This window comes from Streptomyces sp. TLI_105, assembly GCF_900105415.1.
Classification (GTDB): domain Bacteria; phylum Actinomycetota; class Actinomycetes; order Streptomycetales; family Streptomycetaceae; genus Streptomyces.
In genome coordinates, this window is record NZ_FNSM01000001.1 from 515,755 (window position 1) to 540,724 (window position 24,970).

23 protein-coding genes, 1 pseudogene and 1 riboswitch are annotated in these 24,970 nt (G+C 72.7%); of the genes and pseudogenes, 17 read left to right on the forward strand and 7 right to left on the reverse strand.

What is annotated here, in order from left to right; genetic code table 11:
- Positions 1-199: 199 nt before the first annotated feature.
- Together trpS and BLW86_RS02535 are read left to right on the forward strand one after the other, a co-directional pair.
- Entirely contained in the window at positions 200-1,282 is a 1,083-nt protein-coding gene (gene trpS / locus BLW86_RS02530) for a tryptophan--tRNA ligase (RefSeq protein ID WP_093872479.1), read from the forward strand.
- A 55-nt stretch (positions 1,283-1,337) separates the two neighbouring features.
- Positions 1,338-1,775 carry an Lrp/AsnC family transcriptional regulator gene (locus tag BLW86_RS02535; protein ID WP_093878455.1) on the forward strand — a complete coding sequence of 146 codons (438 nt, stop codon included), beginning with the start codon at positions 1,338-1,340 and terminating at the stop codon, positions 1,773-1,775.
- Positions 1,776-1,787: 12 nt separating this feature from the next.
- On the opposite strand, the gene BLW86_RS02540 is transcribed toward BLW86_RS02535, so the two are convergent.
- A complete protein-coding gene (locus tag BLW86_RS02540) occupies positions 1,788-2,240 on the reverse strand; it encodes an SRPBCC family protein (RefSeq protein WP_093872480.1) in 453 nt (150 codons plus the stop codon).
- Positions 2,241-2,434: 194 nt separating this feature from the next.
- Between BLW86_RS02540 and BLW86_RS02545 the strand changes: the two genes are divergently transcribed.
- Complete coding sequence (locus tag BLW86_RS02545; RefSeq protein WP_093872481.1) at positions 2,435-3,199, forward strand: hypothetical protein; 765 nt, start codon at positions 2,435-2,437, stop codon at positions 3,197-3,199.
- A 31-nt stretch (positions 3,200-3,230) separates the two neighbouring features.
- Here BLW86_RS02545 and BLW86_RS02550 read toward each other — a convergent pair.
- Positions 3,231-4,240, reverse strand: a pseudogene (locus tag BLW86_RS02550) (zinc-binding dehydrogenase).
- 311 nt (positions 4,241-4,551) lie between these two features.
- On the opposite strand from BLW86_RS02550, the gene BLW86_RS02555 reads away from it, so the two are divergent.
- Genes BLW86_RS02555 through BLW86_RS02570 form a run of 4 tightly spaced genes read left to right on the forward strand, consistent with a single transcriptional unit; the run spans position 4,552 to position 8,293 of the window.
- Positions 4,552-5,640, forward strand: a complete 1,089-nt coding sequence (locus BLW86_RS02555; RefSeq protein WP_093872482.1) for a substrate-binding domain-containing protein — start codon at positions 4,552-4,554, stop codon at positions 5,638-5,640.
- A 58-nt stretch (positions 5,641-5,698) separates the two neighbouring features.
- Positions 5,699-6,478, forward strand: a complete 780-nt coding sequence (locus BLW86_RS02560; RefSeq protein ID WP_093872483.1) for an ATP-binding cassette domain-containing protein — start codon at positions 5,699-5,701, stop codon at positions 6,476-6,478.
- On the forward strand, positions 6,475-7,752 hold the full coding sequence (locus tag BLW86_RS02565; protein WP_093872484.1) for a sugar ABC transporter permease: 1,278 nt from the start codon (positions 6,475-6,477) through the stop codon (positions 7,750-7,752). Before BLW86_RS02560 ends, BLW86_RS02565 begins: the two co-directional genes overlap by 4 nt.
- A gap of 37 nt (positions 7,753-7,789) precedes the next feature.
- Positions 7,790-8,293 carry a DUF6328 family protein gene (locus BLW86_RS02570; RefSeq protein ID WP_093872485.1) on the forward strand — a complete coding sequence of 168 codons (504 nt, stop codon included), beginning with the start codon at positions 7,790-7,792 and terminating at the stop codon, positions 8,291-8,293.
- 27 nt (positions 8,294-8,320) lie between these two features.
- On the opposite strand, the gene BLW86_RS02575 is transcribed toward BLW86_RS02570, so the two are convergent.
- Positions 8,321-9,328, reverse strand: a complete 1,008-nt coding sequence (locus tag BLW86_RS02575; RefSeq protein WP_093872486.1) for a phosphotransferase — start codon at positions 9,326-9,328, stop codon at positions 8,321-8,323.
- A gap of 231 nt (positions 9,329-9,559) precedes the next feature.
- On the opposite strand from BLW86_RS02575, the gene BLW86_RS02580 reads away from it, so the two are divergent.
- Entirely contained in the window at positions 9,560-10,858 is a 1,299-nt protein-coding gene (locus tag BLW86_RS02580) for an amidohydrolase family protein (RefSeq protein WP_093872487.1), read from the forward strand.
- An 889-nt stretch (positions 10,859-11,747) separates the two neighbouring features.
- Positions 11,748-13,097, forward strand: coding sequence for an amidohydrolase family protein (locus tag BLW86_RS02585; protein WP_093872488.1), 1,350 nt, complete (start codon positions 11,748-11,750; stop codon positions 13,095-13,097).
- Positions 13,098-13,223: 126 nt separating this feature from the next.
- On the opposite strand, the gene BLW86_RS02590 is transcribed toward BLW86_RS02585, so the two are convergent.
- Positions 13,224-13,598 carry a VOC family protein gene (locus BLW86_RS02590; RefSeq protein ID WP_093872489.1) on the reverse strand — a complete coding sequence of 125 codons (375 nt, stop codon included), beginning with the start codon at positions 13,596-13,598 and terminating at the stop codon, positions 13,224-13,226.
- A 405-nt stretch (positions 13,599-14,003) separates the two neighbouring features.
- On the opposite strand from BLW86_RS02590, the gene BLW86_RS02595 reads away from it, so the two are divergent.
- Positions 14,004-15,602, forward strand: a complete 1,599-nt coding sequence (locus tag BLW86_RS02595) for a pectate lyase family protein (RefSeq protein ID WP_093872490.1) — start codon at positions 14,004-14,006, stop codon at positions 15,600-15,602.
- A 12-nt stretch (positions 15,603-15,614) separates the two neighbouring features.
- On the opposite strand, the gene BLW86_RS02600 is transcribed toward BLW86_RS02595, so the two are convergent.
- Positions 15,615-16,301: a hypothetical protein gene (locus tag BLW86_RS02600; RefSeq protein ID WP_177181534.1), complete on the reverse strand. Its 687-nt coding sequence runs from the start codon at positions 16,299-16,301 to the stop codon at positions 15,615-15,617.
- A gap of 269 nt (positions 16,302-16,570) precedes the next feature.
- Positions 16,571-17,611 carry an NAD(P)-dependent alcohol dehydrogenase gene (locus BLW86_RS02605; RefSeq protein ID WP_093878457.1) on the reverse strand — a complete coding sequence of 347 codons (1,041 nt, stop codon included), beginning with the start codon at positions 17,609-17,611 and terminating at the stop codon, positions 16,571-16,573.
- Between the two features lie 428 nt (positions 17,612-18,039).
- On the opposite strand from BLW86_RS02605, the gene BLW86_RS02610 reads away from it, so the two are divergent.
- From BLW86_RS02610 to BLW86_RS02630, 5 genes are all read left to right on the forward strand, one after another.
- A complete protein-coding gene (locus BLW86_RS02610) occupies positions 18,040-18,642 on the forward strand; it encodes a LamG domain-containing protein (RefSeq protein ID WP_256341632.1) in 603 nt (200 codons plus the stop codon).
- Between the two features lie 146 nt (positions 18,643-18,788).
- Complete coding sequence (locus BLW86_RS02615; protein ID WP_093872492.1) at positions 18,789-19,520, forward strand: hypothetical protein; 732 nt, start codon at positions 18,789-18,791, stop codon at positions 19,518-19,520.
- Between the two features lie 196 nt (positions 19,521-19,716).
- A complete protein-coding gene (locus BLW86_RS02620) occupies positions 19,717-20,769 on the forward strand; it encodes an iron-siderophore ABC transporter substrate-binding protein (protein ID WP_093872493.1) in 1,053 nt (350 codons plus the stop codon).
- Between the two features lie 15 nt (positions 20,770-20,784).
- Positions 20,785-21,819 carry a FecCD family ABC transporter permease gene (locus BLW86_RS02625; protein ID WP_093872494.1) on the forward strand — a complete coding sequence of 345 codons (1,035 nt, stop codon included), beginning with the start codon at positions 20,785-20,787 and terminating at the stop codon, positions 21,817-21,819.
- Positions 21,816-22,895: a FecCD family ABC transporter permease gene (locus BLW86_RS02630; protein WP_093872495.1), complete on the forward strand. Its 1,080-nt coding sequence runs from the start codon at positions 21,816-21,818 to the stop codon at positions 22,893-22,895. The genes BLW86_RS02625 and BLW86_RS02630 overlap by 4 nt, the downstream gene beginning before the upstream one ends.
- A gap of 24 nt (positions 22,896-22,919) precedes the next feature.
- Here the strand turns inward: BLW86_RS02630 and BLW86_RS02635 are convergent, their stop codons facing one another.
- Positions 22,920-23,495 (reverse strand): histidine phosphatase family protein, encoded by a 576-nt coding sequence (locus BLW86_RS02635; protein WP_093872496.1) that lies wholly within the window; start codon positions 23,493-23,495, stop codon positions 22,920-22,922.
- Between the two features lie 157 nt (positions 23,496-23,652).
- Positions 23,653-23,731: riboswitch (cobalamin riboswitch) on the forward strand.
- A 60-nt stretch (positions 23,732-23,791) separates the two neighbouring features.
- Here BLW86_RS02635 and BLW86_RS02640 point away from each other — a divergent pair.
- Both BLW86_RS02640 and BLW86_RS02645 read left to right on the forward strand, forming a co-directional pair.
- Positions 23,792-24,019: a CbtB domain-containing protein gene (locus BLW86_RS02640; protein WP_093872497.1), complete on the forward strand. Its 228-nt coding sequence runs from the start codon at positions 23,792-23,794 to the stop codon at positions 24,017-24,019.
- Between the two features lie 14 nt (positions 24,020-24,033).
- Entirely contained in the window at positions 24,034-24,900 is an 867-nt protein-coding gene (locus BLW86_RS02645) for a CbtA family protein (RefSeq protein ID WP_093872498.1), read from the forward strand.
- Positions 24,901-24,970 lie beyond the last annotated feature (70 nt).

Below are 24,970 nucleotides of genomic sequence, written 5' to 3' on the forward strand. Positions count from 1 at the left end.
GAAACGCCCCGTGGTCCCGGCCGCGGGGCGCTATGCTGGCTCCATGCATCTGTCGTCGTGCCTCAGCTGGTGGCGCTCCTCCTAGGAGCGGCCACTACTCGCGCACGACCGGGCCGTTCGGACGAACGGCCCTTTTGCGTTTCCCGGCTCATGGGTCCTGTCGTCCCGACGGCGCCACCGACCCACACCAGGAGACGCCATGACCATCCTCGCCCCCACCGCCCCCGCCACCGACGACGCCCTGGGCACGACCGCCGCGCGGACCCGCAGCGCGGTCCTGGAGCGGCAGATCCGCGAAAACCCGGGGCGCTTCCGCGTCCTGACCGGCGACCGCCCCACCGGGCGGCTGCACCTGGGGCACTACTTCGGCACCCTGCACAACCGGGTCCGGCTCCAGGACCTGGGGGTGGAGCTGTGCGTGATCATCGCGGACTACCAGGTCCTGACCGACCGCGACGTGGCGGACAACCTCACCGAGCACGTCGAGGAGCTGGTGCTCGACCACCTCGCGATCGGTGTGGACCCTGAGCGCAGCACGGTCTTCACCCACAGCGCCGTCCCCGCCCTGAACCAGCTGCTGCTGCCCTTCCTCAGCCTGGTGTCGGTGGCGGAGCTGAACCGCAACCCCACCGTCAAGGACGAGATCGCCCACTCCCGGCAGTCCGCCGTCAGCGGCCTGATGTTCACCTATCCCGTCCACCAGGCCGCCGACATCCTGTTCTGCAAGGCGAACCTCGTCCCCGTCGGCCAGGACCAGCTGCCGCACCTGGAGATCACCCGGACCGTCGCCCGCCGGTTCAACGACCGCTACGGCGCCGTCTTCCCCGAGCCCGACGCCCTGCTGTCGGACGCCCCGCTGCTGCTCGGCACGGACGGCACCAAGATGAGCAAGAGCCGGGGCAACGCCATCGCCCTGGCCGCCACGGCCGACGAGACGGCCCGGCTGGTCAAGGGCGCGAAGACCGACTCCGAGCGTCACATCTCCTACGACCCGGCAGGCCGCCCCGAGGTGTCGTCCCTCCTGCTGCTCGCGGCCCTCTGCCAGGACCGCACCCCGGAGGAGGTCGCCGCCGACATCGGCTCCGCGGGCGCCGCCGCGCTGAAGCGGACCGTGACGGAGTCGGTCAACGAGTACCTGGCGCCGATCCGCTCCCGCCGCGCCGAGTACGCACGGGACCGCGCGTACCTCCGCCGGGTCCTGCGCGAGGGCAACGAGCGGGCCCGGTCGATCGCCGACGCGACCCTCGCCGAGGTCCGCACGGCGATGAACAGTCACTACTGACGTATGTTTCCGGCATGGGAACGACGGAGGGGAGCCGGGAATGACGGAGGGGACCCTGGACGCCATCGACCGGGCGCTGCTCGCGGAGCTGCAGCGGGACGCCACGCAGGCGTACGCGGTGCTGGGCAAGGCGGTCGGTCTGTCGGCCGGCGCCGCGCACGAGCGGGTGCGGAAGCTGCGGGAGCGCGGCGTCATCCGCCGCACCACCGTGGACGTCGATCCCGCCGCGCTCGGACAGGACGTGCTCGCCTTCGTCATGGTCGACTCGTCCGCCTGGATCGGGGACTCGGCGGCGGCGTTCGCCGCGATCCCCGAGATCCAGGAGGCGCACGTCATCGCCGGGAGCGCCTCGGTCCTGGTGAAGGTGCGCACCGCGACCACGGTGCAACTCCAGGACGTGCTGCGCCGGTTGTACGCGATCGAGGGCGTGAGCGGCACGCAGGCGACGGTGTCCCTGGAGACCTTCTTCGAGCGGCCGGTGTCCCCGGAGTGACGTCCCCCGCCGTCAGCCGGTCGTGCCGCTCTCCAGGATGCCCTTGAGGGTCAGTTCGTCCCTCGGCATCTCCCTTCGCACCTGCGGGCGGACGACGAGGGGGACCAGGGCCTTTCCGACGCCGTGCCCCTCGAAGTCGAGGGAGAGCGTCAGACGGCAGTGCTCGCCGTCGTCCAGCGGCTCGATGGTGCCCTGCACGTCGCCGCGTACGGGGCCGTCGATGCCGTGCACGTGCCAGTGCCTCGGCGGCTCCCACTCGATGACCTGCATGGTCGAGGTGAACTCCCGCTTGCCGAGGCGCCGGGTGACGGCGACCTTGGAGCCGACCGCCAAGGGGTCGTCGCCGATCTTGTGGACCGAGACCGCGCTCTCCTGCCACTCGGGCAGATGCGTCGGGTCGGTCACGTAGGAGAAGACCTCCGCGGGCTTGCGGGAGATGTCGATGGTTTCGGTGATGACAGGCATGTCGCCTTCTTCGTTCGACGGAAGACCCCGCCGGAAGCCGATGCGCCGACGCGGGCCCGTAGTCGCTTCGTACAAATCGTCCCACTCCCGGCGACGCCCCGCCAGCCTCGATCTGAGTAGCGGTACTCATGCCGGAATCCGGTCCCGGCGGGAGCATGACGGCAGGCGGGTGGACCGGTTCGGAGGGGGGCCGCATGAGCAAGGTCGTGGGCGCGTTCGTGGCCGCGGGACTCGCGGTGGGGGCGCTGGTGCTGGCGTACGCGGTGGGGGCGCCGCCGGGGACGGTGCTGGCCGTGGGCGCGGGCGTCCTCGGGCTGCTCTGGCTCCTGCTGCTCCTCACGGCGCCGTGGAACCTGTACTTCCGGGCCCACGCGGTGCTCGCGGAGATCGCGGTCAGCCGGGAGAAGGGCCTCGTCGTCTCCGGGGAGCGGGACGCCGAGGCGCGGCGCATCGCGCGGGTGATGCTGCGGCTCGCCGTCGCCGGGCACGTGGCGACGGCCGGCGCGGCGCTCGCCGTGGCCGCCGCGACCGGCCGTGCGGCGGGCTACTGGTGTGCCGGGTTCTTCCTCGTCAGTACGGTCTTCCGGCCGGCCGGCGCGTACTTCGGGCAGCTGCGGCGCCGGCTCGGCCTGCTGCTCCGGGAGGTGACGTACCCGCGCGACGACGTGGTGGCGCTGCGCGAGCGGGTCGCCGCGCTCGAGAACGGTGCGACGGTGCTCGACGGCAAGGCGGAGGAGCAGTACCGGGCCCTCGCCGAGCTGCGCCGTACGGTCGACGCGGTCGGTCTCTCGGCGCACGACCGCGCCGAGGAGACCGACCGGCGGATCGCCGCGCTGGCCCGGGAGTTCGAGGCGACGGTGAACCGCCTCACCGACAACGAGGAGATCATCACCGGCCTGAAGGCCTTCCTGCGCCTTCTGCGCACCACCGACACCGCGACCGGCCCCGCGCCGCCCTGACCGCCCGCTCCGGACCGGGAGCGGCGGGCGCTCAGCTCGCGTCGCGGACGAAGACGGGCTTGAGGTGCCTCTCGGGCAGTGCCTCGGGGAGCAGCTCCCAGTCGAGGACGTCGGAGACGACCCGGGCGGGGTCGACGGCGCCGGAGCCGGCGAGGGCGAGCGCGTCGGGGATGTGGGCGCGGACGTTGTCGCGGGCGATGCGCAGGGTGACGCCGGTGAGGTACGTGTCGAGGAGCGGCAGCTCGCCGGGGCGGAAGTGGTTGCCCGCGGACTCGCAGACGCCCTCGGGGGCGAGCGAGCCGAGGACGAGGGCGAGCTGGTCGACCCGGCCGGTGGCCTCGACGGCGAGGTCGAAGCCGTGCCGGACGGGTTCGAGCGTCTCGGCGGTCCGGGCGCCGTAGCCTTCGGCGATCCGGCGGTGCGGGGGGTCGGGGTCGACGTACAGGACGTCAAAGGCCCCGAGGGCACGGGCGATGTCGCACACGTACAGGCCGATGCTGCCGCGCGCGACGACGAGCACCCTCGCTCCGGGCCGGGCCTTGAGGTGCGGGGCGACGAGGCGCCAGGACAGGGACCAGTTGTCACTGGCCGAGGCCATGGCGACCGGGTCGAGGCCGGGCGGCAGCGGGACCAGCATGGCGTCCGCGTACGGGACGTGGACGAGGTCCGAGAAGAGTCCGCCCCAGGTGCCGCCGAGCGGCGCGCCGTACATGGCCATGTGCGGGACCGAGGTGCAGTGTGCCGTCAGCCCGTCCCGGCAGGGGCCGCAGGTGCCGCAGCTGATGGACCAGGGCACGACGACCAGGTCGCCGGGGACGACGCCGGTGACGCCGTCGCCGATGTCGGTGACCCGGGCCACGCACTCGTGGCCGAGGGCGAACGGCGGATCCAAGAACCCGTGCCCGGCGAGTACGGAGGAGTCCACGTCGCAGGAGGTTGCGGCCACGGGCGCGACGATCGCCTCGCCGGCGGAGCGCACGCGGGGTCGGGGGCCTCGCGCCACTCGACGGTGCGGCGCGCGACGTAGGTCAGCTCACGCATCGGCCCGCCGTCCTTCCGTCCCGGCGGCGCGGTTCCGTTCGGTCGGACCCCCGGTGAGGACGTGCGGTGGGATCACGTGCATGGCTCCTCCTCGCTCGGTCGACGTCATCCCGTTATGACGATCGTTATAAGCGAGGGGCACGCTAGGCTATGACGAGCGTTATATCCAGGGGGAGGCCACCCGCCGACCGCGGGACTCACCCGCTTGCCGGTCCTCAGGTTGCCGCTAATGTCGATATATAGGCCATATGTACGTCCTCGTTCCCACGCTCACGAGGTGAGGGAGAGGGAGCGTACGAAAGGAGCCTCCCATGACCCGTACTTTGCGGAGCGCGATAGCCCTGGCCGGAGCCGCAGCCCTCTCCCTCGGAGTGATGGCGACCAGTGCGACGGCCCTGGGCGCGGGGAGCGAGAAGCAGGGGGACATCAAGATCGGTCTGCTGCTGCCGGAGAGCAAGACCACCCGGTACGAGAAGTTCGACAAGCCCTACATCGAGCAGAAGATCAAGGAACTGGCGCCCGACGCCCAGATCGACTACTACAACGCCGCCGAGAGCGCCACCACCCAGCAACAGCAGGTCAACACCGCGCTCGCCAAGGGTGACAAGGTCCTCATCCTCGACGCCGTGGACGCCAAGTCCATCCAGTCCTCCGTGCAGAAGGCCCATGACGCGGGCGTCAAGGTCGTCGCGTACGACCGCCTCGCGCAGGGTCCCGTCGACGCCTACGTGTCGTACGACAACCACAAGGTGGGCGAGCTGCAGGGCAAGGCGCTCCTCGCCGCGCTCGGCGACAAGGCCAAGAGCGGTGAGATCGTGATGCACAACGGGTCGCCGACGGACCCGAACGCCGCCGAGTTCAAGGCCGGAGCGCACTCCGTCCTCGACGGCAAGGTGAAGATCGGCAAGGAGTACGACACCCCCAACTGGGACCCGAACAACGCCAACCAGCAGATGTCCGGCGCCATCAGCTCCCTCGGCAAGGACAAGATCGTCGGTGTCTACTCGGCCAACGACGGACTGGCCGCGGGCATCTCCACCGCCCTCAAGGCGGCCGGCATCAACGTGCCGCTGACCGGGCAGGACGCCCAACTCGACGCGATCCAGCGGATCCTGATCGGCACCCAGACGATCACGGTCGAGAAGCCGTACAAGCCGGAGGCCGACATCGCGGCCACCATGGCCGTCAACCTGGCGGAGGGCAAGAAGCTGCCGTCCGACCTGGTTCCCACCACCGTCACCAGCGACAGTGACCGCAAGGTCGCGGCCCGGCTGCTCGACCCGGTCGTGGTGAGCAAGGACAACATCAAGGACACCGTGGTCAAGGACGGGCTCTACACGGTCAAGGAGATCTGCACCCCGACCTATGCGGCGGCCTGCAAGGACGCCGGTCTCGAATAGCCGCGGACGACGGCGGACAGCCGCGGAGCGGTTCGCGCGAGCGGAGGAGGCGGTTCCCTTGCCAGAGCCAGCCGTGCTCACCCTGCGGGGGATCTCCAAACGGTTCGGCGCGGTCCAGGCGTTGAAGGACTTCGATCTGGAGGTCCACGCCGGCGAGGTCGTCGCCCTCGTCGGCGACAACGGCGCCGGCAAGTCCACCGCCGTCAAGTCGATCGCCGGGGTGAACCCGCCCGACGAAGGCGTCATCGAGTGGGAGGGCCGACCGGTCGGCATCCACCGGCCCCACGACGCCCAGAACCTCGGCATCGCCACCGTCTACCAGGACCTCGCCCTGTGCGACAACCTCGACGTGGTCGGCAATCTCTTCCTCGGCCGCGAACTGCGCCGCTTCGGCGTCCTGGACGAGGTGCGGATGGAGCAGCGCTCGCGCGAACTGCTCGACACGCTCTCCATCCGCATCCCCAGCGTCCGGATCCCGGTCGCCTCCCTCTCGGGCGGCCAGCGCCAGACCGTCGCGATCGCCCGCTCCCTGATCGGCGACCCGAAGATCGTCATCCTGGACGAACCCACCGCCGCCCTGGGCGTGGAGCAGACCGCCGAAGTCCTCGACCTGGTCGAGCGGCTCCGCGAGCACGGTCTCGGCACCATTCTGATCAGCCACAACATGGTGGACGTGATGGCGGTCGCCGACCGCATCGCCGTCATGCGCCTCGGCCGGAACAACGGCCTCTTCGACAAGCGCTCCACGACCACCGAGGAGATCATCTCCGCCATCACCGGGGCCACCGACAGCGCCGTCACCCGCCGCCAGGCCCGCAAGCGGGAGGAGGAGCGATGAGACGGGACCGCGCCCCCGGCGACGCCGCCGCCCAGGAACCGGCGTCCGAGTCGATGCCCGCGGTGGACACCCGGCTGCTCGTGCGCGAGGAGGGTCTGAAGGGGTACCTCGGGGAGTTCCGCCGCAAGCTGCGCAGCGGAGAGCTGGGGTCGCTGCCCGTCGTCATCGCCGTGATCATCATCTGGACGGTCTTCGGCAGCCTCGACAGCACCTTCCTCTCGGCCCAGAACCTCTCCGACCTCAGCCAGCAGATCGTCGGCACCGGCATGATCGCCGTCGGCATCGTCTTCGTCCTGCTGCTCGGCGAGATCGACCTCTCCGTCGGCTCCGTCAGCGGCCTGTGCGCCGCCATCTTCGCCGTGCTCAACGTCCTGAACGGCATGAACCAATGGCTGGCGCTCCTCGTCGCCATCGCGGGCGGAGCGGCCGTCGGGCTCATCCACGGCTTCTTCTTCGCGAAGGTCGGCGTGCCGGCGTTCGTGGTCACCCTCGCGGGCAACCTCGCCTGGAACGGTCTGATGCTCCAGATCCTGGGCAGCAGCGGCACGGTCAACATCCCGAGCGAGAGCATCGTCTCCAAGCTCTACTCGACGATCTTCCACAGCCCCGCCACGGCCTACGTGACCGCGGCCGTGGGGGTCGGGCTCTTCCTCGCCGCCTCGCTCCTGGACGCCAGACGCCGCCGGGCCGCCCGGGTGCCGTTCCGGCCGGTCGCCGAGATCGTGCTCCGTACGGCCGTGATCGCCGCGATCGCGTTCGTCGCGGCGTACATCCTCAACCAGTACCAAGGGCTTCCGCTCGCGCTCCTCATCTTCCTGATCCTGCTGGTGGTCCTGGACTTCGTGCTGCGCCGTACGACCTACGGGCGGCGGATCTTCGCCGTCGGCGGGAACATCGAGGGCGCGCGCCGGGCCGGCATCAGCGTGCCGTTCGTCCGGATGACCGTCTTCTCGATCTCCGGCACCATGGCGGCGGTCGGCGGCATCTTCCTGGCCGGCCAGATCCAGTCCGCGAGCCAGACCTCCGGCGGCGGCAACCTGCTGATGAACGTCATCGCCGCGGCCGTCATCGGCGGCACGAGCCTGTTCGGCGGGCGCGGCTCGGTCTGGTCCGCCCTTCTCGGCGCGCTGGTCATCGGATCCATCCAATCGGGCATGAACATCATGGGTGTCAGCAATGCCGTCCAGTTCATGATCACCGGATCGGTGCTGCTGGCCGCCGTCGTCGTCGACTCGCTGTCCCGCCGGAGCCAGAAGGCCGCGGGCCGCGCCTGACCACCGGGCTCCCCCGGGGAAGGAGACGGAAGACCTCATGGAGGCGGAGCCGGATCGGCGGGACGGGCGTCGCCACGGCCGCGACGAGACCGAGGAGGAACGGGCCGACCGGCGCTGGACGGACCTCATGCAGGAGATCCGGGTGGCGCAGACCGGCGTCCAGATCCTCCTCGGCTTCCTCCTCACCGTGGCCTTCACCCCGCACTTCCAGGGTCTCGACCAGACCGACAAGACGATCTACGTCATCACGATCGTGCTCGGATCGCTGGCCACGGGCGCGCTCATCGGCCCCGTCGCCTTCCACCGGATCGTGGCGGGACGGCGGATCAAACCCCAGGCGGTCGTCTGGGCCTCACGCCTCACCTTCATCGGTCTCGTCCTGCTCCTGGCGACCCTGACATCGGCCCTCTTCCTCGTCCTGCGGGTGGTCACGCACGACGCGTACGTGCCCTGGCTCGTCTCCGGCGTCCTCGCCTGGTACCTGCTCTGCTGGTTCGCGCTGCCTCTGTGGACCCGTTTCCACTACACCGAGAGGGGCTGAAAGCCGGGCAGGCCGGGAACCGTGGGGTCAGAGGACCACCGATTCGGCGAAGAGTTCGTTCACCCAGTGGGCGCTCGCCTCCGCGCACCCCGTGGTGGGCGTGCCCGGGAAGAGGCGGAACCAGGAGACCGCCCGGCCCAGCGCGGCGAGCCGCGTGGCGAGCGCCGCGGCGCGGCGGAGCTCCGGCAGGGAGGGCCCCAGGTCGGTCCAGGGCTCCAGATAGGCGTCGCGCAGCCGGTGCACATGCTCGGGGCCGTGGCGCTCCCGGACGGCGCGGGCGGGGACGAGCAGGCTGGTGAAGGGGTGGGCGACGTTGGCGTCGCCCCAGTCGAAGAAGGTGAAGCGGCCGGCGGCGGGGGCGAGGAGCTGGGCGTCGTGCAGGTCGCAGTGGTCGAGCGAGTCCGGGATCCCGTACGCGTCGAGCTCGGCGCACCAGTCGAGGAGCCGGGGTCGCCGGTCCCGGAGGGCGCGGCGGGCGTCGGGGTCCAGGGCTGCGTTGCCCTCGACGAGACCGTCGAAGATCTCCGGCAGCTGAGCGGTGCGGCCGCCGGGCACGCCGAGGGCGGTCATCCGGTCCGCGTACGGGGTCAGCGCCCGCTGCATCCGCGCGTACTGGCCGAGCGCCCGCGCCCAGGCATCCGGCCCCGCGCCGCCGGCGTCGAGGACGTCCCGGAAGAGGGGACCGCCGTCGGGGAGGAGCGACCAGCCGCGCTCCGCGTCGACCGCGAACGGTGCCACGACGTGCTCGGGCACCCAGTCGGCGAGCGCTCCGCCGAGGGCGGCCTCGAAGGCGGCGTCGGGGGCGCTCGCCTTGAACCACACCGCGTCGCGCTCGCCGGCTCCGGTCCGGAACCGCACGAGGATCGACCAGGGCCGGACCCTGACGTCACGGGGCCCCGTCTCCTCCAGGCCGTGCCGGCCGAGCTCCCGCTCCGACCAGCCGAGTGCTTCCGCCCGCCAGGCCTCTTCCTCCCAGGGGGTGACCGCGTCGGCGAACTGCCCGCGGTCGACCGTCATGGATGTCGCTCGTCCCATCGGGCGATTGCACCATCGGGGCGGGTCCGGCGCACCCGAATATCCGGGCCCCCGCGGAAGCGGAACGACCTTCTAGAGATATTCGTATACCAAAATCACGGACCACGAAACCCCTATCCCACGGCACGACACAGCCAAAGCTCCCGATCAGATCTTCACCCTTGCCCACCTTTCCAAAATTGGTATACAAAACGGGGAGCCGCCGTCGGCCCACTCCCCCAAGGAGCTCCCATGTGCCTTGAAGCCACCCCGCCGCCTTCCCCCTCGGTGACCCGCCGCGGCGTCCTCGCGGGTGCGGCCGCGCTCGCCGGCACCGTGGCCGCGTCCGGCACGGCGGCCGCGGTCTCCTCGACGGGCACGGCCTCTCCGACGGGCGCGGCCCCGGGTGGGAGAACTCCGACCGGAGGCGACCTCGTGATCCGGGGCGGCACGCTCCTCGACCCCGCCACCGGCGAGGTCACCGAGAACGCCGTCGTCGTCATCGAGCGCGGGACCGTGCGCGCCGCGGGCCGCGAAGGCGCCGTCGCCGTGCCGCAGGGCGCCGCGACCCTCGACGCCCACGGCCACTGGGTCCTGCCGGGCCTGGTGGACGCGCACATCCACCTCAGCACCGCCGCCGAGGCCCGCGACGCCGTCCGCCAGGGCGCGACCAGCGCGCGCAGCGGATCGACCACCTTCTACCAGGACATCGCCGTCCGCGAACTCGCCCGGCACAGCCCGGCACTCGCACCCCGCCTGACGGCCGCCGGCGTCTTCGTCACCCCGGACCTCGGCGACACCGTCCTCGCCGACCCCGACCTCACCCCGCTCGCCCGCCTCAAGGACGGCGTGCGCTCGGCCGAGGCGCTGCGCCGGGTCGTCGAGGTCAACCTCGCCCGAGGCGCCGACGTCATCAAGACCCGCGTCAACGAGCGCGCCGGACTGCCGGAGCAGGACCCGCTGGCCCAGGTGTACTCGTACGAGCAGCTCGCCGAGATCGTCGCCGCCGCCCGGCGGCGCGGCAAGGGCGTCCTGTGCCACAGCTACAGCGAGCAGGGCTGCCACGACGCCGTCACGGCCGGCATCCGCTCCCTGGAGCACGGCGCGTTCGTCGGCGAGCGCACCCTGCGCGAGATGCGCCGCCGGGGTACGTACTTCACCCCCACCCTCACCGCCATCGCCGGCCTCGCGGAGTCCACGAACCCGATCCTCGCCGAGCGCGGCCGCACCTACCTCCCCGTGCTGAAGCGGGCCGTCCTCGCCGCGCACGAACTCGGCGTCCCCCTCGCCGCCGGCACCGACTCGTCCGGCGGCACCGTGCGCCCGATCGGCCGCGAGGTCGAACTCATGCGCGCCGCGGGGCTGTCCGCGCTCGACGCGATCCGCACCGCGACCACCGGGGCCTCCCGCCTGCTGGGCGTGGACCGCACGGTGGGCCGCCTCGCCCGGGGCTACGCGGGCGACGCGATCCTCGTACCGGGGGACCCCCTGACCGACGTGACCCTCCTCAAGCACCCGACCCGCGTGATACGCGCGGGCCTCCCCCTCTGACCCACCGGGCGGGCGCCCGGTCCCCTGGCGGGCCAGCGCCCCACGCCACCTCCGCGCGGGGCTGCGCCCGGCGGGGCGGTGCCCCTCCCACTGGGACCCGCCACCTGCCGTACGGGCTGCGCCCGGCGGGGCGGTGCCCTCGCCGCACAGGGCCGTGCCCGGCGGGGCAGTGCCCGCCGCCGTGTGAGCGCGCCCGGCGGGCCCGTGCCCCCGCCCGTGTGGGCGCGCGCCTGCGGGGCGGTACCCTCCGCCGCCCGCCGTGCGGGCCGCGCCTGCCGGGACGGCGCCCCCGCCGCCGTGCGGGCCGCGCCTGCCGGGGCGGTGCCCTCCGCCGCCCGCCGTGCGGGCTGCGCCTGCCAGGGCGGCGCACCCACCCCCCGTGTGGGCAATCGTCCCGCTGGGGCGAGGGGGTCCCCCCTGCTCGAGCGAAGCCGAGAGCTTGGGGGAGGGTGGGCACACGGGACGGCGCCCCTTGCCGGGCCCAGGCTTCCGCGCCTGGACCCGCACCCGGCGTGCGGCGCCGTCGTGGGGTTGTGCCCACCCGTTCCGCCCCGCGGAACGCCTGCCCACAACCAGGTGCGGCGGGGGCGCAGCCCCTGCGAGCGAGCGCCCGCACCCCGAACCACGAGGGCGCGCCCCACAACGGGCAAGCGTCCACAACCCAGCCCGGGAGGACGCGGCCCGCAACGGGCGAGCGTCCACACCCTGGGCCATGGAGGCGTACCCCGCCGCAGGCGGAGCACCACAACCCGGCGCGGCAAAAGGCCCGCCCGTCGCGGGCCGAGGCCCGCCACCCGGGCCCCGAACCGGGCCGGGCCTGCGCCTCACCCCGTACCACCCGACGACCTTCCCCGTCCCCACTCCGCCCCACCCCTCCCAAGGAGCCCCCATGCAGCCCCCGTCCACCTCCTCCGCCCTCTCCCGCCGCACCATGCTCGCCGGTGCCGCCGCCCTCGCCGGTGCCACGGCCACGGCGGCCGCCACGGCCGGGACCGCGCAGGCGGCGACCGCTCCGGCCGCGACCGGAGCCGCGGCATCGGCCCGCCCCGGCCGCCGCGACAGGACCGTCGTGTTCCGCAACGTGCGCCCGTTCGGCGCGGCGAAGCCCACGGACCTCGTCGTCGTCGACGGCCGGATCTCGGACGGCCCCGCTCCGCACGACGCGAAGGTCGTCGACGGCGGCGGCCGGATCGCCCTCCCGTCCCTCGTCGACGCGCACATCCACCCCGACAAGACCACCTGGGGCGGCTCCTGGGTGTCGCGCCGGCCGGCCTCCGGCATCGCCGACTACGTCGCGCAGGACGTGGAGCTGTTCCGCAGCCAGCGCCGCCCCGTCGCCGAGCGCGCCTACGGCCTGATGAGCCACGCCGTCGCCCGCGGCACCCGCGGCATGCGCGCCCACGCCGACGTGGCCCCGGCCTACGGCCTGGCCGGTGTGGAGGGCGTGGCGGAGGCCCGCGAGCGACTGCGCCACGCCCTCGACGTCCAGATCGTGGCCTTCCCGCAGCACGGCGTCATCCGCACCCCGGGCACGGCGGCGCTCCTGGAGAAGGCGGCGCGCGAGGGGGTCATCGACATGATCGGCGGCATCGACCCGATCGGCTTCGACCAGGCCCTCGACGAGCAGCTCGACGTCGTCTTCGGCATCGCGGACCGCCATGGCGTCGGTGTGGACATCCACCTGCACGACCGCGGCGAGAAGGGCATGCGGGCGATGCGCGGCATCGTCGAGCGCACCCGTGCCCTCTCCCTCGCCGGCAAGGTCACGGTCAGCCACGTCTTCTGCCTTCCGGGCCTGACGGACCGTGAACTGGGCGCCATCGCGACGGACTTGGGCGAGCAGGACATCGCCCTCACCACGGTCGCACCCTCGGACTCCCTGGTGCTTCCGATCGCCCGGCTGCGCGAGCACGGCGTGCGGGTCGGGCTCGGCTCGGACGGCGTCCGGGACTCGTGGAGCCCGTTCGGCGACGCCGACATGATGCACCGCGCGCACATCCTCGGCTGGGTGACGGACGTGCGCCTCGACGACGAGCTGTCGGAGTGCTACCGCGTCGCGACCCACGGCGGCGCGGACGTGATGGGCCTCGCGCACGCCGACCTCCGGGCGGGCGCCCCGGCCGACTTCGTCCTGGTGCGCGGCGAGTGCCTGCCGCAGGTCGTCGTCGACATGCCGCGCCGGGACATGGTCGTCCACGGTGGTGTGGTCGTGGCCCGCGACGGGGAGTTCCTCGCCTGACGAGGCCGGCACCGGGTGCGGGGTGGCGGGCCGGGGACATCCCGGCCCGCCACCCCGCGAACGTTTCCTCCGGCATCGGAGGAAACGCCCCGGACTACCGACCTACCGACCTACCGACCTACCGGGCTACAGGTACGGGCGCGTGATCAGCTCGATCGCATGCCCGGACGGGTCCTTGAAGTAGACCCCGCGCCCGCCGTGTTCGGTGTTGGTCTCACCGGGGCGCCGCATCTGCGGGTCGGCCCAGTGCTCGATGTCGCGCTCGCACAGGCGCTGGTACGCCCGGTCGAACAGTTCGTCGTCGACCATGAACGCGTAGTGCTGCATCTGGATGTCCACCGGGGGCTCGGCGAACTGGAGCAGGACGCCGTCGGCGAGCTGGATGTTGAGGAAGGGCCCCCAGGAGGGCGCCTCGGGGAGTTCCAGCAACTCGCGGAAGAACCGCGCGGATTCATCGCGGTTCTTGGACGCGATGATGGTGTGGTTGAACGTGACTGCCATGTGGATGACCTCGCTGTTGATTCGACACGTGAAGGGGATTCGCAGTGCTGGCGCACTGGGGGGTCCTCGTGCCGAACCTTCGGGGTGCCTGTCGCGCACCCGCCGAGCGATCAGCCTTCCACCGGATCGCCCGTCTGTGCATGGCGTATCGCCGGTCCGGTGTTCATGACGGGCGACGCTACTTGATCAGCCGTACCGGGACAAGGCGGCCGCCCGGTTCCGCCCCGGAAATGGCCGGAATCGCATGCCGTCCGCCTACCGTCCGCGGCCGATTCCGCCGCCACCCGAAGCCTTGCCACTCTCCCTCAGGCGCCCCTATTCTCACGATAGAAAGCGCTTTCTATTCCTCCTTGCACAGCCCTCCCGGGTATCTCCCGGCACGCGAACGCGAAAGGGAAGACGAGCATGAGACGAGCAGTCGCACGACGATTCCAGGCGGCGCTGGCCGCGACGGCACTGGTGGCCGCGACCGGCGCGGTCCTGTCACTGCCCGAGGCCGCGGCGGCGACCGGCGGCGCCACCGGCTACGCGACCCAGAACGGCGGGACCACCGGCGGCGCGGGCGGGCGGACGGTACGGGCCGCCACCGGAACCGCGATCCACGCCGCCCTGTGCGCCCGCCCCACCACCAGCACCCCGCTCACCATCGAGGTCGAAGGCACGATCAACCACGCCAACACCGCCAAGGTGTCAGGCACCGGCTGCAACACCGCCGACGGGGTGATCGAGCTCAAGCAGATCAGCAACGTCACGCTCGTCGGCGTCGGAAGCGGCGCCGTCTTCGACCAACTCGGCATCCACATCCGCGAGTCGAGCAACATCATCGTCCAGAACGTCACCGTCAGGAACGTCAAGAAGTCGGGCTCGCCCACGTCCAACGGCGGTGACGCCATCGGCATGGAGAGCGACGTCCGCAACGTCTGGGTCGACCACGTCACCCTGGAGGCGTCCGGCGGGGAGTCCGAAGGCTACGACGGCCTCTTCGACATGAAGGACAACACCCGGTACGTGACGCTCTCCTACAGCGTCCTGCGCAACTCCGGCCGTGGCGGGCTCGTCGGCTCCAGCGAGACGGAGCTCTCCAACGGCTTCATCACGTACCACCACAACCTGTACGAGAACATCGACTCCCGCGCCCCCCTGCTGCGCGGCGGCACCGCCCACATGTACGACAACCACTATCTGCACCTGAACGAGTCGGGCATCAACTCCCGTGCCGGTGCGCACGCCAAGGTGGACAACAACTACTTCGAGGACTCCAAGGACGTCCTCGGCACCTTCTACACCGACGCGGCCGGCCACTGGCAGGTCGGCGGCAACGTCTTCGACAACGTGACCTGGTCGAGCCCCGGCAGCGAGTACCACCCGGCCGGACCGGACCCGCGGTCGAACACCACGGTGAGCATCCCGTACGCCTACACCCTCGACGACGCGGCCTGCGTACCGGCCGTCGTGAGCCGGACGGCGGGGGCCGGCAAGGGCCTGCTGGTCTCGGACGGCAGCTGCTCGCCCCAGACCCCAACCCCGACCCCGACCCCGACGCCGACGCCCACGCCCACGCCCACGCCGACACCGACACCGACACCGACACCGACACCCACGGTGACCACCCCTGCCCCCACACCCACCCCGCCGACCGGGACGAACCTCAGCCTCGGAGCCGGCTCGGACGGCTCCGGCAAGGCCACCGGCACGAGTTACGGCAACGTGCGGGACGGCGACATGAGCACCTACTGGTCTCCGGCCGGCACGACCGGTTCCGTATCGATCAAGTGGGCCGCCCCCACCGCCCTCTCGGTGATCGTCGTCCGGGAGACGGCGGGTGCCACGGGCCGCATCGGATCCTGGCGGGTCGTCGACGCCGACACGGGAGCCGTTCTGACCTCGGGCAGTGGGGCGGGCGCCATCACGTTCCCCCGGACCTCGTTGAGCAAGATCACCTTCGAGATCACGGGCTCGAACGGAGCACCTCAGGTGGCCGAGTTCGAAACGTACACCGGATAGCGGCGCCCCGTCTCACTCCGCACCGGTCACGAACTCCCGGTCGCCGTACCGCACCTGCGCCCGGTCCCAGTCGGCGCCGAGGGCGGTCGTGAACCTGCGGGCCAGCGGCAGGCCGTCGACCGGAGCCACGAGGACGAGCCGGCCGTCGAGGGTGACGGAGCCGCCGCCCAGCTTGTCGCGGGCCTCCGGGTCCGCGGCGAGCGCCTCCCGCAGGCCGCTCACGCGGACGCCGGGGACCTCGATCTCGACCGCGTCGGTCTCCGGCGACGTGCGCGGCAGGCAGCGGAAGGTGAGGACGGCCTCCTGGTCGTACTGCTTGGCGACGACGCCCGCGATGTGGTGGAGCCCGTCGCGGCCGACCCTCTCGACATCGAACTCGCGGGACCGCTCGTACGTCGCCTGCTTCAGCTCCTCGGACCAGAAGACGCCGTCCAGCAGCTCCGATCCGCCCGGACGTGCGCCGTGGGCGCGGATGACCTGCCGCACCTCGTGTCCGAAGCGGGTGAGGCGGGTGTCGAGCCTCGGGTCGTCGGGATCCGTGATGATCGCGGTGTTGTCGGTCGCGAAGATCTCCGCCGCCGGACAGTCCTGGGCGGCGGGGCCTGCGTACGTGCTCGGCGCACTCGCGACACCCAGCAGCAGGGCGGCGACGGTCGAGGCGAGGAGGCGGGCGCGTCGCCCGGTGTCGGCGTTCTTCATGACGTGATCAACGAGCCTCGGTGAAGATCGTTGCGCCGCGGTCCGGACACGCGCGTCCGTCCTGGGCGCGGAGCCGTGTCGTGACGCCCTGTGCCGCGCCCCGGGGCACCGGGGTGCGTCCGACCGTCCCGGCCGGCCGGACCGCTGCCGCTGCCGCTGCCGCTGGAACGACCAGCCCCCTGACCGGGCGTCACCGGGCGCGTGCCCGACGGGGAGTCGGCCGGCCCGGTGGTCGCGGAAGCCGCGGGCGCAGTGGCGTGCGCCGGGGGTCAGCCGTTCGGGAGGATGACCGCCCGGCCGTTGATCCGTCCCTCGTGCAGGCGCTCGTACGCCTTCGGTGCCTCGTCCAGGCCGTACGTCTCGACGTGGACGTCGACGGCGCCGGTCCGGGCCAGGTCGAACACCTCGATCAGCTCGGCGCGGGTCCCCCAGTACGGGGAGGTGACGGAGACCTCGTACGGCAGGGTGCCGAATCCGACGGGCAGGGCGCCGCCGCCCAGACCGACGATGGTGACGTCGCCCTCCACCGCGGCCATCGCGCCGGCGGCCGTCACGGTGGGCGGGACGCCGACGAAGTCGAGCACCGCCTCCGCGCCGCGACCTCCGGTCAGGGCGCGGACCGCGGGGGCGGCGGCCGCGTCGGACAGGACCGTGTCGTGCGCGCCGACGGCGCGGGCGAGGGCGAGCTTCTCCTCGGTGACGTCCAGGGCGACGACCCGGGCCGCGGTCATGGCGCGCAGCAGCTGGACGGCGACGTGGCCGAGCCCGCCCGTCCCGATGACGACGGCGGTGCTGCCGGGGACGAGCTTCGGCAGCGAGCGCTTGATGGCGTGGTACGGGGTGAGACCGGCGTCCGTGAGCGGCACGGCACGCACCGGGTCGAGGTCGCCGAGCGGCACCAGGTGGCGCGGGCTGTCGACGATCATGTACTCGGCGATGGCGCCGGGCGCGCCGAGACCGGGCGGCCTGATGCCGAGCTCCGCGGCCCGCAGACAGTAGTTCTCCTTGCCCTGGGCGCACATGAAGCAGGTGCCGCAGCCCCAGGGGCCGTACACGGCGACGGAGTCGCCGACGGCGAACCCCTCGGCGCCGGGGCCGAGCGCGGCGACGGTGCCGACGCCCTCGTGACCGAGGGTCAGGGGCAGGGGGAAGGGCAGCTGGTCGGCGGACCAGCTCATCACGGCGATGTCGGAGTGGCAGACGCCGGCGGCGGTGACCCGGAGGAGCACCTGACCGGGCCCGGGTTCCGGGTCGGGGACGGTGACGACCTCGGGCGGGGCGCCCACGGTGCGGTACTGGAGTGCCTTCACGGCGTTGTCCTTTCCGGTGGCTCGGCGGGCGGCGCGGGCCCCGTACGCCTCCCGGCCGCGTCCGGCGAGGAGAGGGGTGTCGATGCGACCGGGGCCGACGGCGTTGATACGTACCCCTTCCGGGACGCGTTCGAGTGCCGCCGTCCCGGTGAGGCCGAGAGCGCCGGGCCGCGTCGCGGTCGGCACTGCCCGGCCCGGCGTCGTCGGTGACGACTTGTCGCCAATCGACCGTTCTCCACGCGTGCGCCGGGCGAGGCGGGGCAGATTGCCCGTGGGCCGACGGAGGTCCGCGCGAAAGGGGTGGCGCCGTGCTGAGGGACTTCTTCGACCGGCTCCGGCGGGGCGGCGGGCGTTCCGGTGGGGGCGGTCCGGCGTCGACCCCCGCCGACCTCGTCCTCGACGCGGACTTCTCCTCGGTCGAGCAGTGGGTGGCGGGCCGCTCGTGGGCCTATCCCGACGGCGGGCCGACGAACCCCGGCGACAACAAGCTCGATCATCTGGTGGAGGACCCCTCGTACAGCCGGACGGGGACGTTCCGGGCCACCCGCAGGAGCGACGGCTTCTGGGACGCCGGGTTGCTCACGACGGAGGGCAGCGCGGAGGGCTTCCAGGTGCGGGCGGGCGACGTCCTGGAGGCCCGGGTGCGCCTGCCCGAGGAGACGGGCGCCTGGCCGGCGATCTGGACCTGGCTCGACGGCGGCCAGGAGGTCGACGTCTTCGAGTACCACCCCGACAACCCGGACCTCCTGGAGCTGTCGAACCGGGTGCGGGGCCGGTACCTCTACTTCCGGGACCCGGCCGTCAGGCCCGGCGCGTGGGTGGACCTGCGGGTCGAGTTCGGGGCGCGATCCGTCGTGTGGTGGGTCAACGGCGCCCGCGTCTTCGACGACCGCCGGGGCGTGGGGCGCTCCTGGCGGGCCCATCTCATCGTGAACCTGTCGGTCTGCGCGGGCCGGTACCACCCGGCGCCCGACCCGGACGCGTCGGAGATGTCGTACGAGGTGGCGGAGTTGCGCGTGTACCGACGCTGAACGTTCACGCCCCGGTCTTCTCCGCCGTCGACGCGGGCGCGGCGCGGGCGGGAAGGGTGCGTCGGGACGACGGGTGTTGCGTAGGCTCGAACGGAGCGTTCCGTGTGGCCGAAGCACCGCGCCGTCCCTACGACGAGGAGGATCCTGTGAGCACCGCCGGAGAAGGACGGCAGCAGCTGGACGAGGCCAGTGTCCTCAACGCGAAGAGGACGCTGCTCCAGTTGCTCGCCCGGGCGGGCGTCTGGTCCGGCGACGCGGAGGAGCTGATCGGGTTCGTCGAGGCGGGCGCGCTGGCCCTCGCGTACGAGGAGGTCGGCGCGGCCGGGCGGAGCGCACCCGAGGGGAAGGGCGAGCCGTACGCCTCCGGCTGGCTCGACGGGGCGCGGGCCGTCGCCGACGAGCTGGGCGCCGTCGCCGAGCGGGCGCTGAGGCACGCCGTCGCCTCGGATCCGTCGGCCGCCTCTCCGGACGACCGTCCGCCCGTCGGGCGGACGGAGCTGGAGCGGACCAAGGTGGCGGTGACTCCGCTCTACCTCTCCTTCGCCGATGTCTCCGATCTCGACCCGGAGGTCACCGAGCAGGTGCTGAGGGCCCTTCTCTGCACGATGAGCTCGCGTCAGCGGGCGGGGTACGCGGGCCGGCTCACCGAGTTCACCTCGGCCCACCGCGCGCGCCTGGAGCGGCTGTACGCCGAGTACGGGCCGGGCAGCGCGATCGCGATCCACGGCCGGTACTCCTTGATCCACTCCCCCACCAGCGTCGCCGTCCTGGAGCGGCTCGCCACGTCCCCGGCGGACCTGCACGAGGAGTGGGACGCCGCCGAGCTGCCGCCGGCGTGGCTGGACGGCCTGACGACGGCGTGGGAGGCGTCCGCCTGACGGCGCTTCACACGGCGGCCGGGCGGTCGGCAGCCGACGCTCCCTGCCGAACCGGACCTGGCACTCCACACCGGACGGGGATAGGTTAGGCTCACCTAACAAGCGCCTCGCGATGGCCGCTGCCTCGGCATTCCCATGTCTGGAGGGGCGTCGGGCGGGGCGTCAGCACACCTCTGCCCGGAGACAAGGATCCGCCATGCCTTCTGTGTTCACCCCCCTCCGCCGCCGCGTTCTCGTGGCGGGCGCCGCCGCGGTCTCGCTCGGCCTCATGGTGACCGGGTGCGGCTCGGGCGACGAAAAGGACGACGCGAAGGACACGTCGGCCGAGGCTCCGGCGGGCGCGTTCCCCGTCACCATCAAGAGCGCGCTCGGCGAGGCCGTCATCAAGGAGAAGCCGAAGCGCGTCGTCACCCTCGGCCAGGGCTCGGCCGAGACGGCCATCGCCCTCGGCGACGTCCCCGTCGGCATCGAGAGCTACCCGTGGGGCAGCGACAAGACCGGCTACCTGCCCTGGATCCACGACGCGGTGACGAAGTCCGGCGCCAAGCTGCCCACGCAGTTCGACGGCGGCGAGGAGCTGGACATCGAGGCCATCACCGAGCTCGAGCCCGACGTCATCCTCGCCCCCTGGTCGGGCATCACGCAGAAGCAGTACGACCTCCTCAAGGACATCGCGCCGACCGTCGCCTACCCCGACAAGGCGTGGAGCACCGACTGGGACCAGCAGATCGAGATCGTCGCGAAGGCGCTCGGCCGGCCGGAGAAGGCCAAGGAGCTCACCTCCAAGATCGACAAGCAGCTCGCCGACGCCGCCGCCACGCGCCCGAACTACAAGAACGTCACGTTCTCGTACATCTACAACACCGGCCCCGGCACCCTCGGCGTCTTCAAGCCCGAGGAGCAGCGCGTCGCGATGGTCTCCAAGCTGGGCCTCAAGGTCGACCCGGTCGTGAACACCTTCAAGGAGACCGAGGGCACCGACTCCGCCCTCATCGGCCTGGAGAACGCCAACAAGCTCGCCAAGAGCGACATCGCCTTCACCTTCTACACGGACGAGAAGTCCCGCAAGGAGATCGAGGCGCAGCCGCTGTACGCGGCCATCCCCGCCGTCAAGAAGGGCGCCCTCGTCCACAGCAACGACCAGCCCTTCGTCACCGCCTCGTCGATGATCAACCCGCTGACGGTGCCGTACAGCATCGAGCGGTACCTCCCGATGATCGACAAGGCCGTCGCCAAGGCCGGGAAGTAGCAGCGGGTCCCCGGCGTGACCACTCTCTCCCGGATCGGCCGGGGCCCCGCCGTCGTACGGCGGGGCCCTGCCCGGCACTTCGCAGCCGCCGCCCTGTGCCTGGTCCTGCTCGCCCTGGCGGTCCTCGCCAGCGTGATGTTCGGCAGCAAGCCGACGTCCGCCGCCGACGTCCTCCGGGTCGTCACCGGTGACGGCGACGGCTACCTCCGCACCGTCGTCGAGAGCCGTTATCCACGCACCGCGCTCGGCCTGCTCGCGGGCCTCTGCCTCGGGGTCGCCGGCACGCTGATGCAGGGCATCACCCGCAATCCGCTCGCCGAACCGGGACTTCTCGGCATCAACGCGGGCGCGTCCGCCGCCATCGTCGCCGCGACCGCGTTCCTCGGCGCCTCCGGGCAGCGCGAGACCATCTGGTGGGCCCTCGCCGGCGCCCTGGCGACCGGTGTGGTCGTCCACCTCGTCGGCACGGCCGGCGGCGGCAGCGGGCCGGTCCGCCTGGTGCTCGCCGGTGCGGTGCTCTCCGCCGTCCTCGCCGCGTTCATCCAGGCCGTCGCGCTGTCCCGGCCGCAGGTCTTCGACACGTACCGCTACTGGGTGGTGGGCTCGCTCGGCGGGCGCGGCTTCGACGCCTTCTGGGCCGTCCTGCCGTTCGCCGCCGTCGGCCTCGTCCTCGCCGTACTCCTCGCGCCGGGGCTCAACGCCATGGCGATGGGCGACGACAAGGCCGCCTCCCTCGGCATCAGCCCCGCCCGCGTCAAGGGCGCCGGTCTCCTCGCGGCGACGCTGCTCAGCGCCGCCGCGACGGCCGCCGTCGGCCCCATCGCCTTCGTCGGGCTCGCCGTCCCGCACCTCGTCCGGGTGCTCGTGGGCGCCGACTTCCGCCTGCAGATCCTCTTCACCTCGCTCGCGGGACCCGCCCTGCTGCTGTTCGCCGACGTCATCGGCCGGGTGCTGCTCCGCCCGCAGGAGCTCATGGTCGGCGTCGTCACCGCCTTCGTGGGCGCGCCCGCGCTGCTGTTCGCCGTCCGTCGCATGAGGGGAGCGGCATGAAGACCGCCGAGCGGATCGACACCCCGGCCGTGACGGCGTCACGGCCCGCGGGCCGGAGCCTTGTGCGGATCGGCCCGTGGATCGCCGTCCCCGTACGGCGCCGCACCGCGATCGCCGCCGCGGTGACGCTGCTGCTGCTTCTCGGGGCGGCCGTGGCGACCCTTTCCCTGGGGCGCCTCGGCATCGACCTGGCCGACCTTCCGTCGGCGCTGGCGGGCGAGGTCAGGGGCAAGAACGCCTTCGTGCTGAACCGGCTGCGCGGCCCGCGGCTCGTCGTCGCCATCGCCACCGGCGCGGCCTTCGGCCTGTCCGGGGCCCTCTTCCAGTCGGTCACCCGCAACCCGCTGGGCAGCCCCGACGTCATCGGGCTCGGCGCCGGTTCCGGGGCGGGTGCGGCGGCCGCCGCGCTGTTCTTCCCCGACCTCGTGCCGGTTCCCGTCGGCGCGCTGCTCGGTGCCGTGACCGCCATGGCGGTCGTGTACTTCTCCACGGGGTCGGGATTCCGCAATCCGGGGCGCCTGGTGGTGGCCGGCATCGGTGTGTCCGCGATGTCGACGGCCCTCACCCAGTACGTGGTCTACGCCGTCGAGCGGGACAAGGCGAGCGCGCTGACCGCCTACATCAACGGAAGCCTGTCCGCCCGCTCCTGGGACGACGCGCGGACGATCTGGCTGGTGCTGCTCGTCTGCCTGCCGCTCGCCGCGCTCCTCGCCCGGCCGCTGGGCATCGGCGAGATGGGCGACGACCTCGCGACCGGCCTGGGCGCCCGTCCGGCCCGCACGGCGACCGCGGCGGTCTCGCTGTCGATCGTCCTCTCCGCCGGCGCGGTCAGCGTCGCCGGACCGATCGCCTTCGTCTCCCTGACGGCACCACAGATCGCCAAGCGGGTCACCCGGGGCGGCGGCCCGCACCTGGTCATGTCGACCCTGCTCGGCGCCCTGCTGCTGGTCCTCGCCGACCTCGCCGCCCAGCAGCTGCCGCTCTTCGACAACCTGCCGGTCGGCCTGTACACGATGGCCGTCGGCGGGGCGTACCTCGGTTATCTCCTGCTGCGGGAGTGGAAGCGCCCCGCCTGACCGGGGCCCCGCCTGACGGGGCGTCTACCGTCGCGCTACGAGCGGCTCGCCCGGGCGCAGGTTCCAGCGCCCGGCACGGCCGCTGAGGTGGACGGCGGTCAGGGGGCGGACGTCCAGGCGCCAGGCCGTCGCGTCCGAGGCCGCGAGGGCGTGGACCATCGCGGCGCGGATCACGTCCGGTTCGGCGACGGCGGTGACGCGGCCGGAGCCCTCCTTGAGGCCGTCGAGCCAGGCGCCGACACGGACGCGCAGCTCGCGCAGGGACTCCCCGCCGTGCGGGGCGGCCGCCGGGTCGGACAGCCAGGCGGCGACCCCGGCCTCCTCGGCGGCGGCCACGGCCTCCAGGGTCTGCCCGCGCCATCGGCCCATGGCGCAGCCGGCGAGTTCGTGGAGGGGCTCCGCGCGCAGGCCCAGTGCCTGCGCCGTGCCACGGCAGCGCCGGGACGGGGAGGCGTACGCGCGCGGGGACGGGTCGACGGCGGAGGCGACGGCCTCGGCGCGGGCGATGCCCGCCGGGTCGAGGGGGCCGTCGTCGTCGAACCGCACCTCGCGGAGCGCTTCGCCCGTCGCGGGCGAGATCAGCGTCAACCGGACTGTCATCGGGATCCTTTGCGACGGGCGGGGCCGTGGTGGCCGGAGTGGTGCGCGGGACTCTACCCGGAGGCGTACGAAGGTGATCCAGGCCTCACACCCTTGGCGGCGGCTCCCCCGCGCGGTACGGTCAGGCGACATTTGAACAGCGTGACGACGGCGAGACGGAAGCCCGGTGAGAATCCGGCACGGTCGCGCCACTGTGAGCCGCGGCGCCCCCAGGGTGACGTCACGGCGAGTCAGACCCGTGGACCGTCGTCCTGCACCACCGTCTGGGACGCGAGTTCCCAACAGGAGGTTCCATCATGGCCGAGGCCGTCGTCTCCGCTGCCGTTTCCGCCCCTTCCGTCGCCGTACCGGCTCCGCTGCCCGTGCGCGCGGTGCTCCCCTGGGCCTTCTTCGTCGGGCTCCTCGCGCTGATCGCGCTGTACTTCGTCGGCGCCGAGCAGGGCGCCACCTCGCTGATCGCCGGCACCGACGTGCACGAGTGGGTGCACGACGGACGCCACCTGCTCGGCTTCCCCTGCCACTGAGGGGCGACCGGCACATGCACGCCTCAACCGTCCGATCCCTGCTGGTCCGCGGCATGCTCGCGGGCCTGATCGCGGGGCTGTTCGCCTTCGCCGTGGCCTATGCGGTGGGCGAGCCCCCCGTGAACGGCGCGATCGCCGTGGAGGAGGCCAAGGCCGCCGGGGAGGAGGCCAAGGCCGCCGGGGAGGAGGCCAAGGCCGCCGGGGAAGCCCCGGCCGGCCACGGGTCCCATGCGGGCCACGGCGGTGACACCGTCGCCGTGGAGGCCGCCGGGGAAGAGGAGGAGGGGATCAGCCGCTCCGCCCAGTCGACCTTCGGCCTCGCCACCGGCGTCCTCGTCTACGGCGTGGCGCTCGGCGGCATCGCGTCCCTGGCGTTCTCCTTCGCGCTGGGCCGCGTCGGCCGCTTCAGCCCCCGGGCGACGGCGGCGCTCACGGCCGCCGCCGCGTTCACCACCGTCTACCTGGTGCCGTTCCTCAAGTACCCGGCAACCCCTCCGGCCGTCGGCAATCCGGACACCATCGGGAAGCGCACCACCCTGTTCTTCCTGATGATCCTGCTCAGCGTGCTGCTCGGGATCGCCGCCCTGATCGCCGGGCGGCGGCTCGCGCCGCGCCTGGGGAACTGGAACGCCACCCTGGCGGCCGGCGCCGGCTTCGTCGTCGTGACGGCGGTCGCCTTCGCCGTCCTGCCGGACAACGAGGACGCCGTCGCCACGGGCTTCCCGGCCGGGCTGCTCTGGGAGTTCAGGCTCGCCTCCCTGGCCGTCCAGGCGGTGCTGTGGGCGGTCTTCGGGATCGTCTTCGGCCTCCTCGCGCAGAAGACGCTGGCGCCCCGGGCGGACGCCGACCAGGAGGTCCGGCTCGGAGCCGCCGCCGGCTGACCGGCGAACCCTTCCGCGACGCCGCCCCGTCCACCCCTGCGGTGGGCGGGGCGGCGTCGTCGTTCCGACT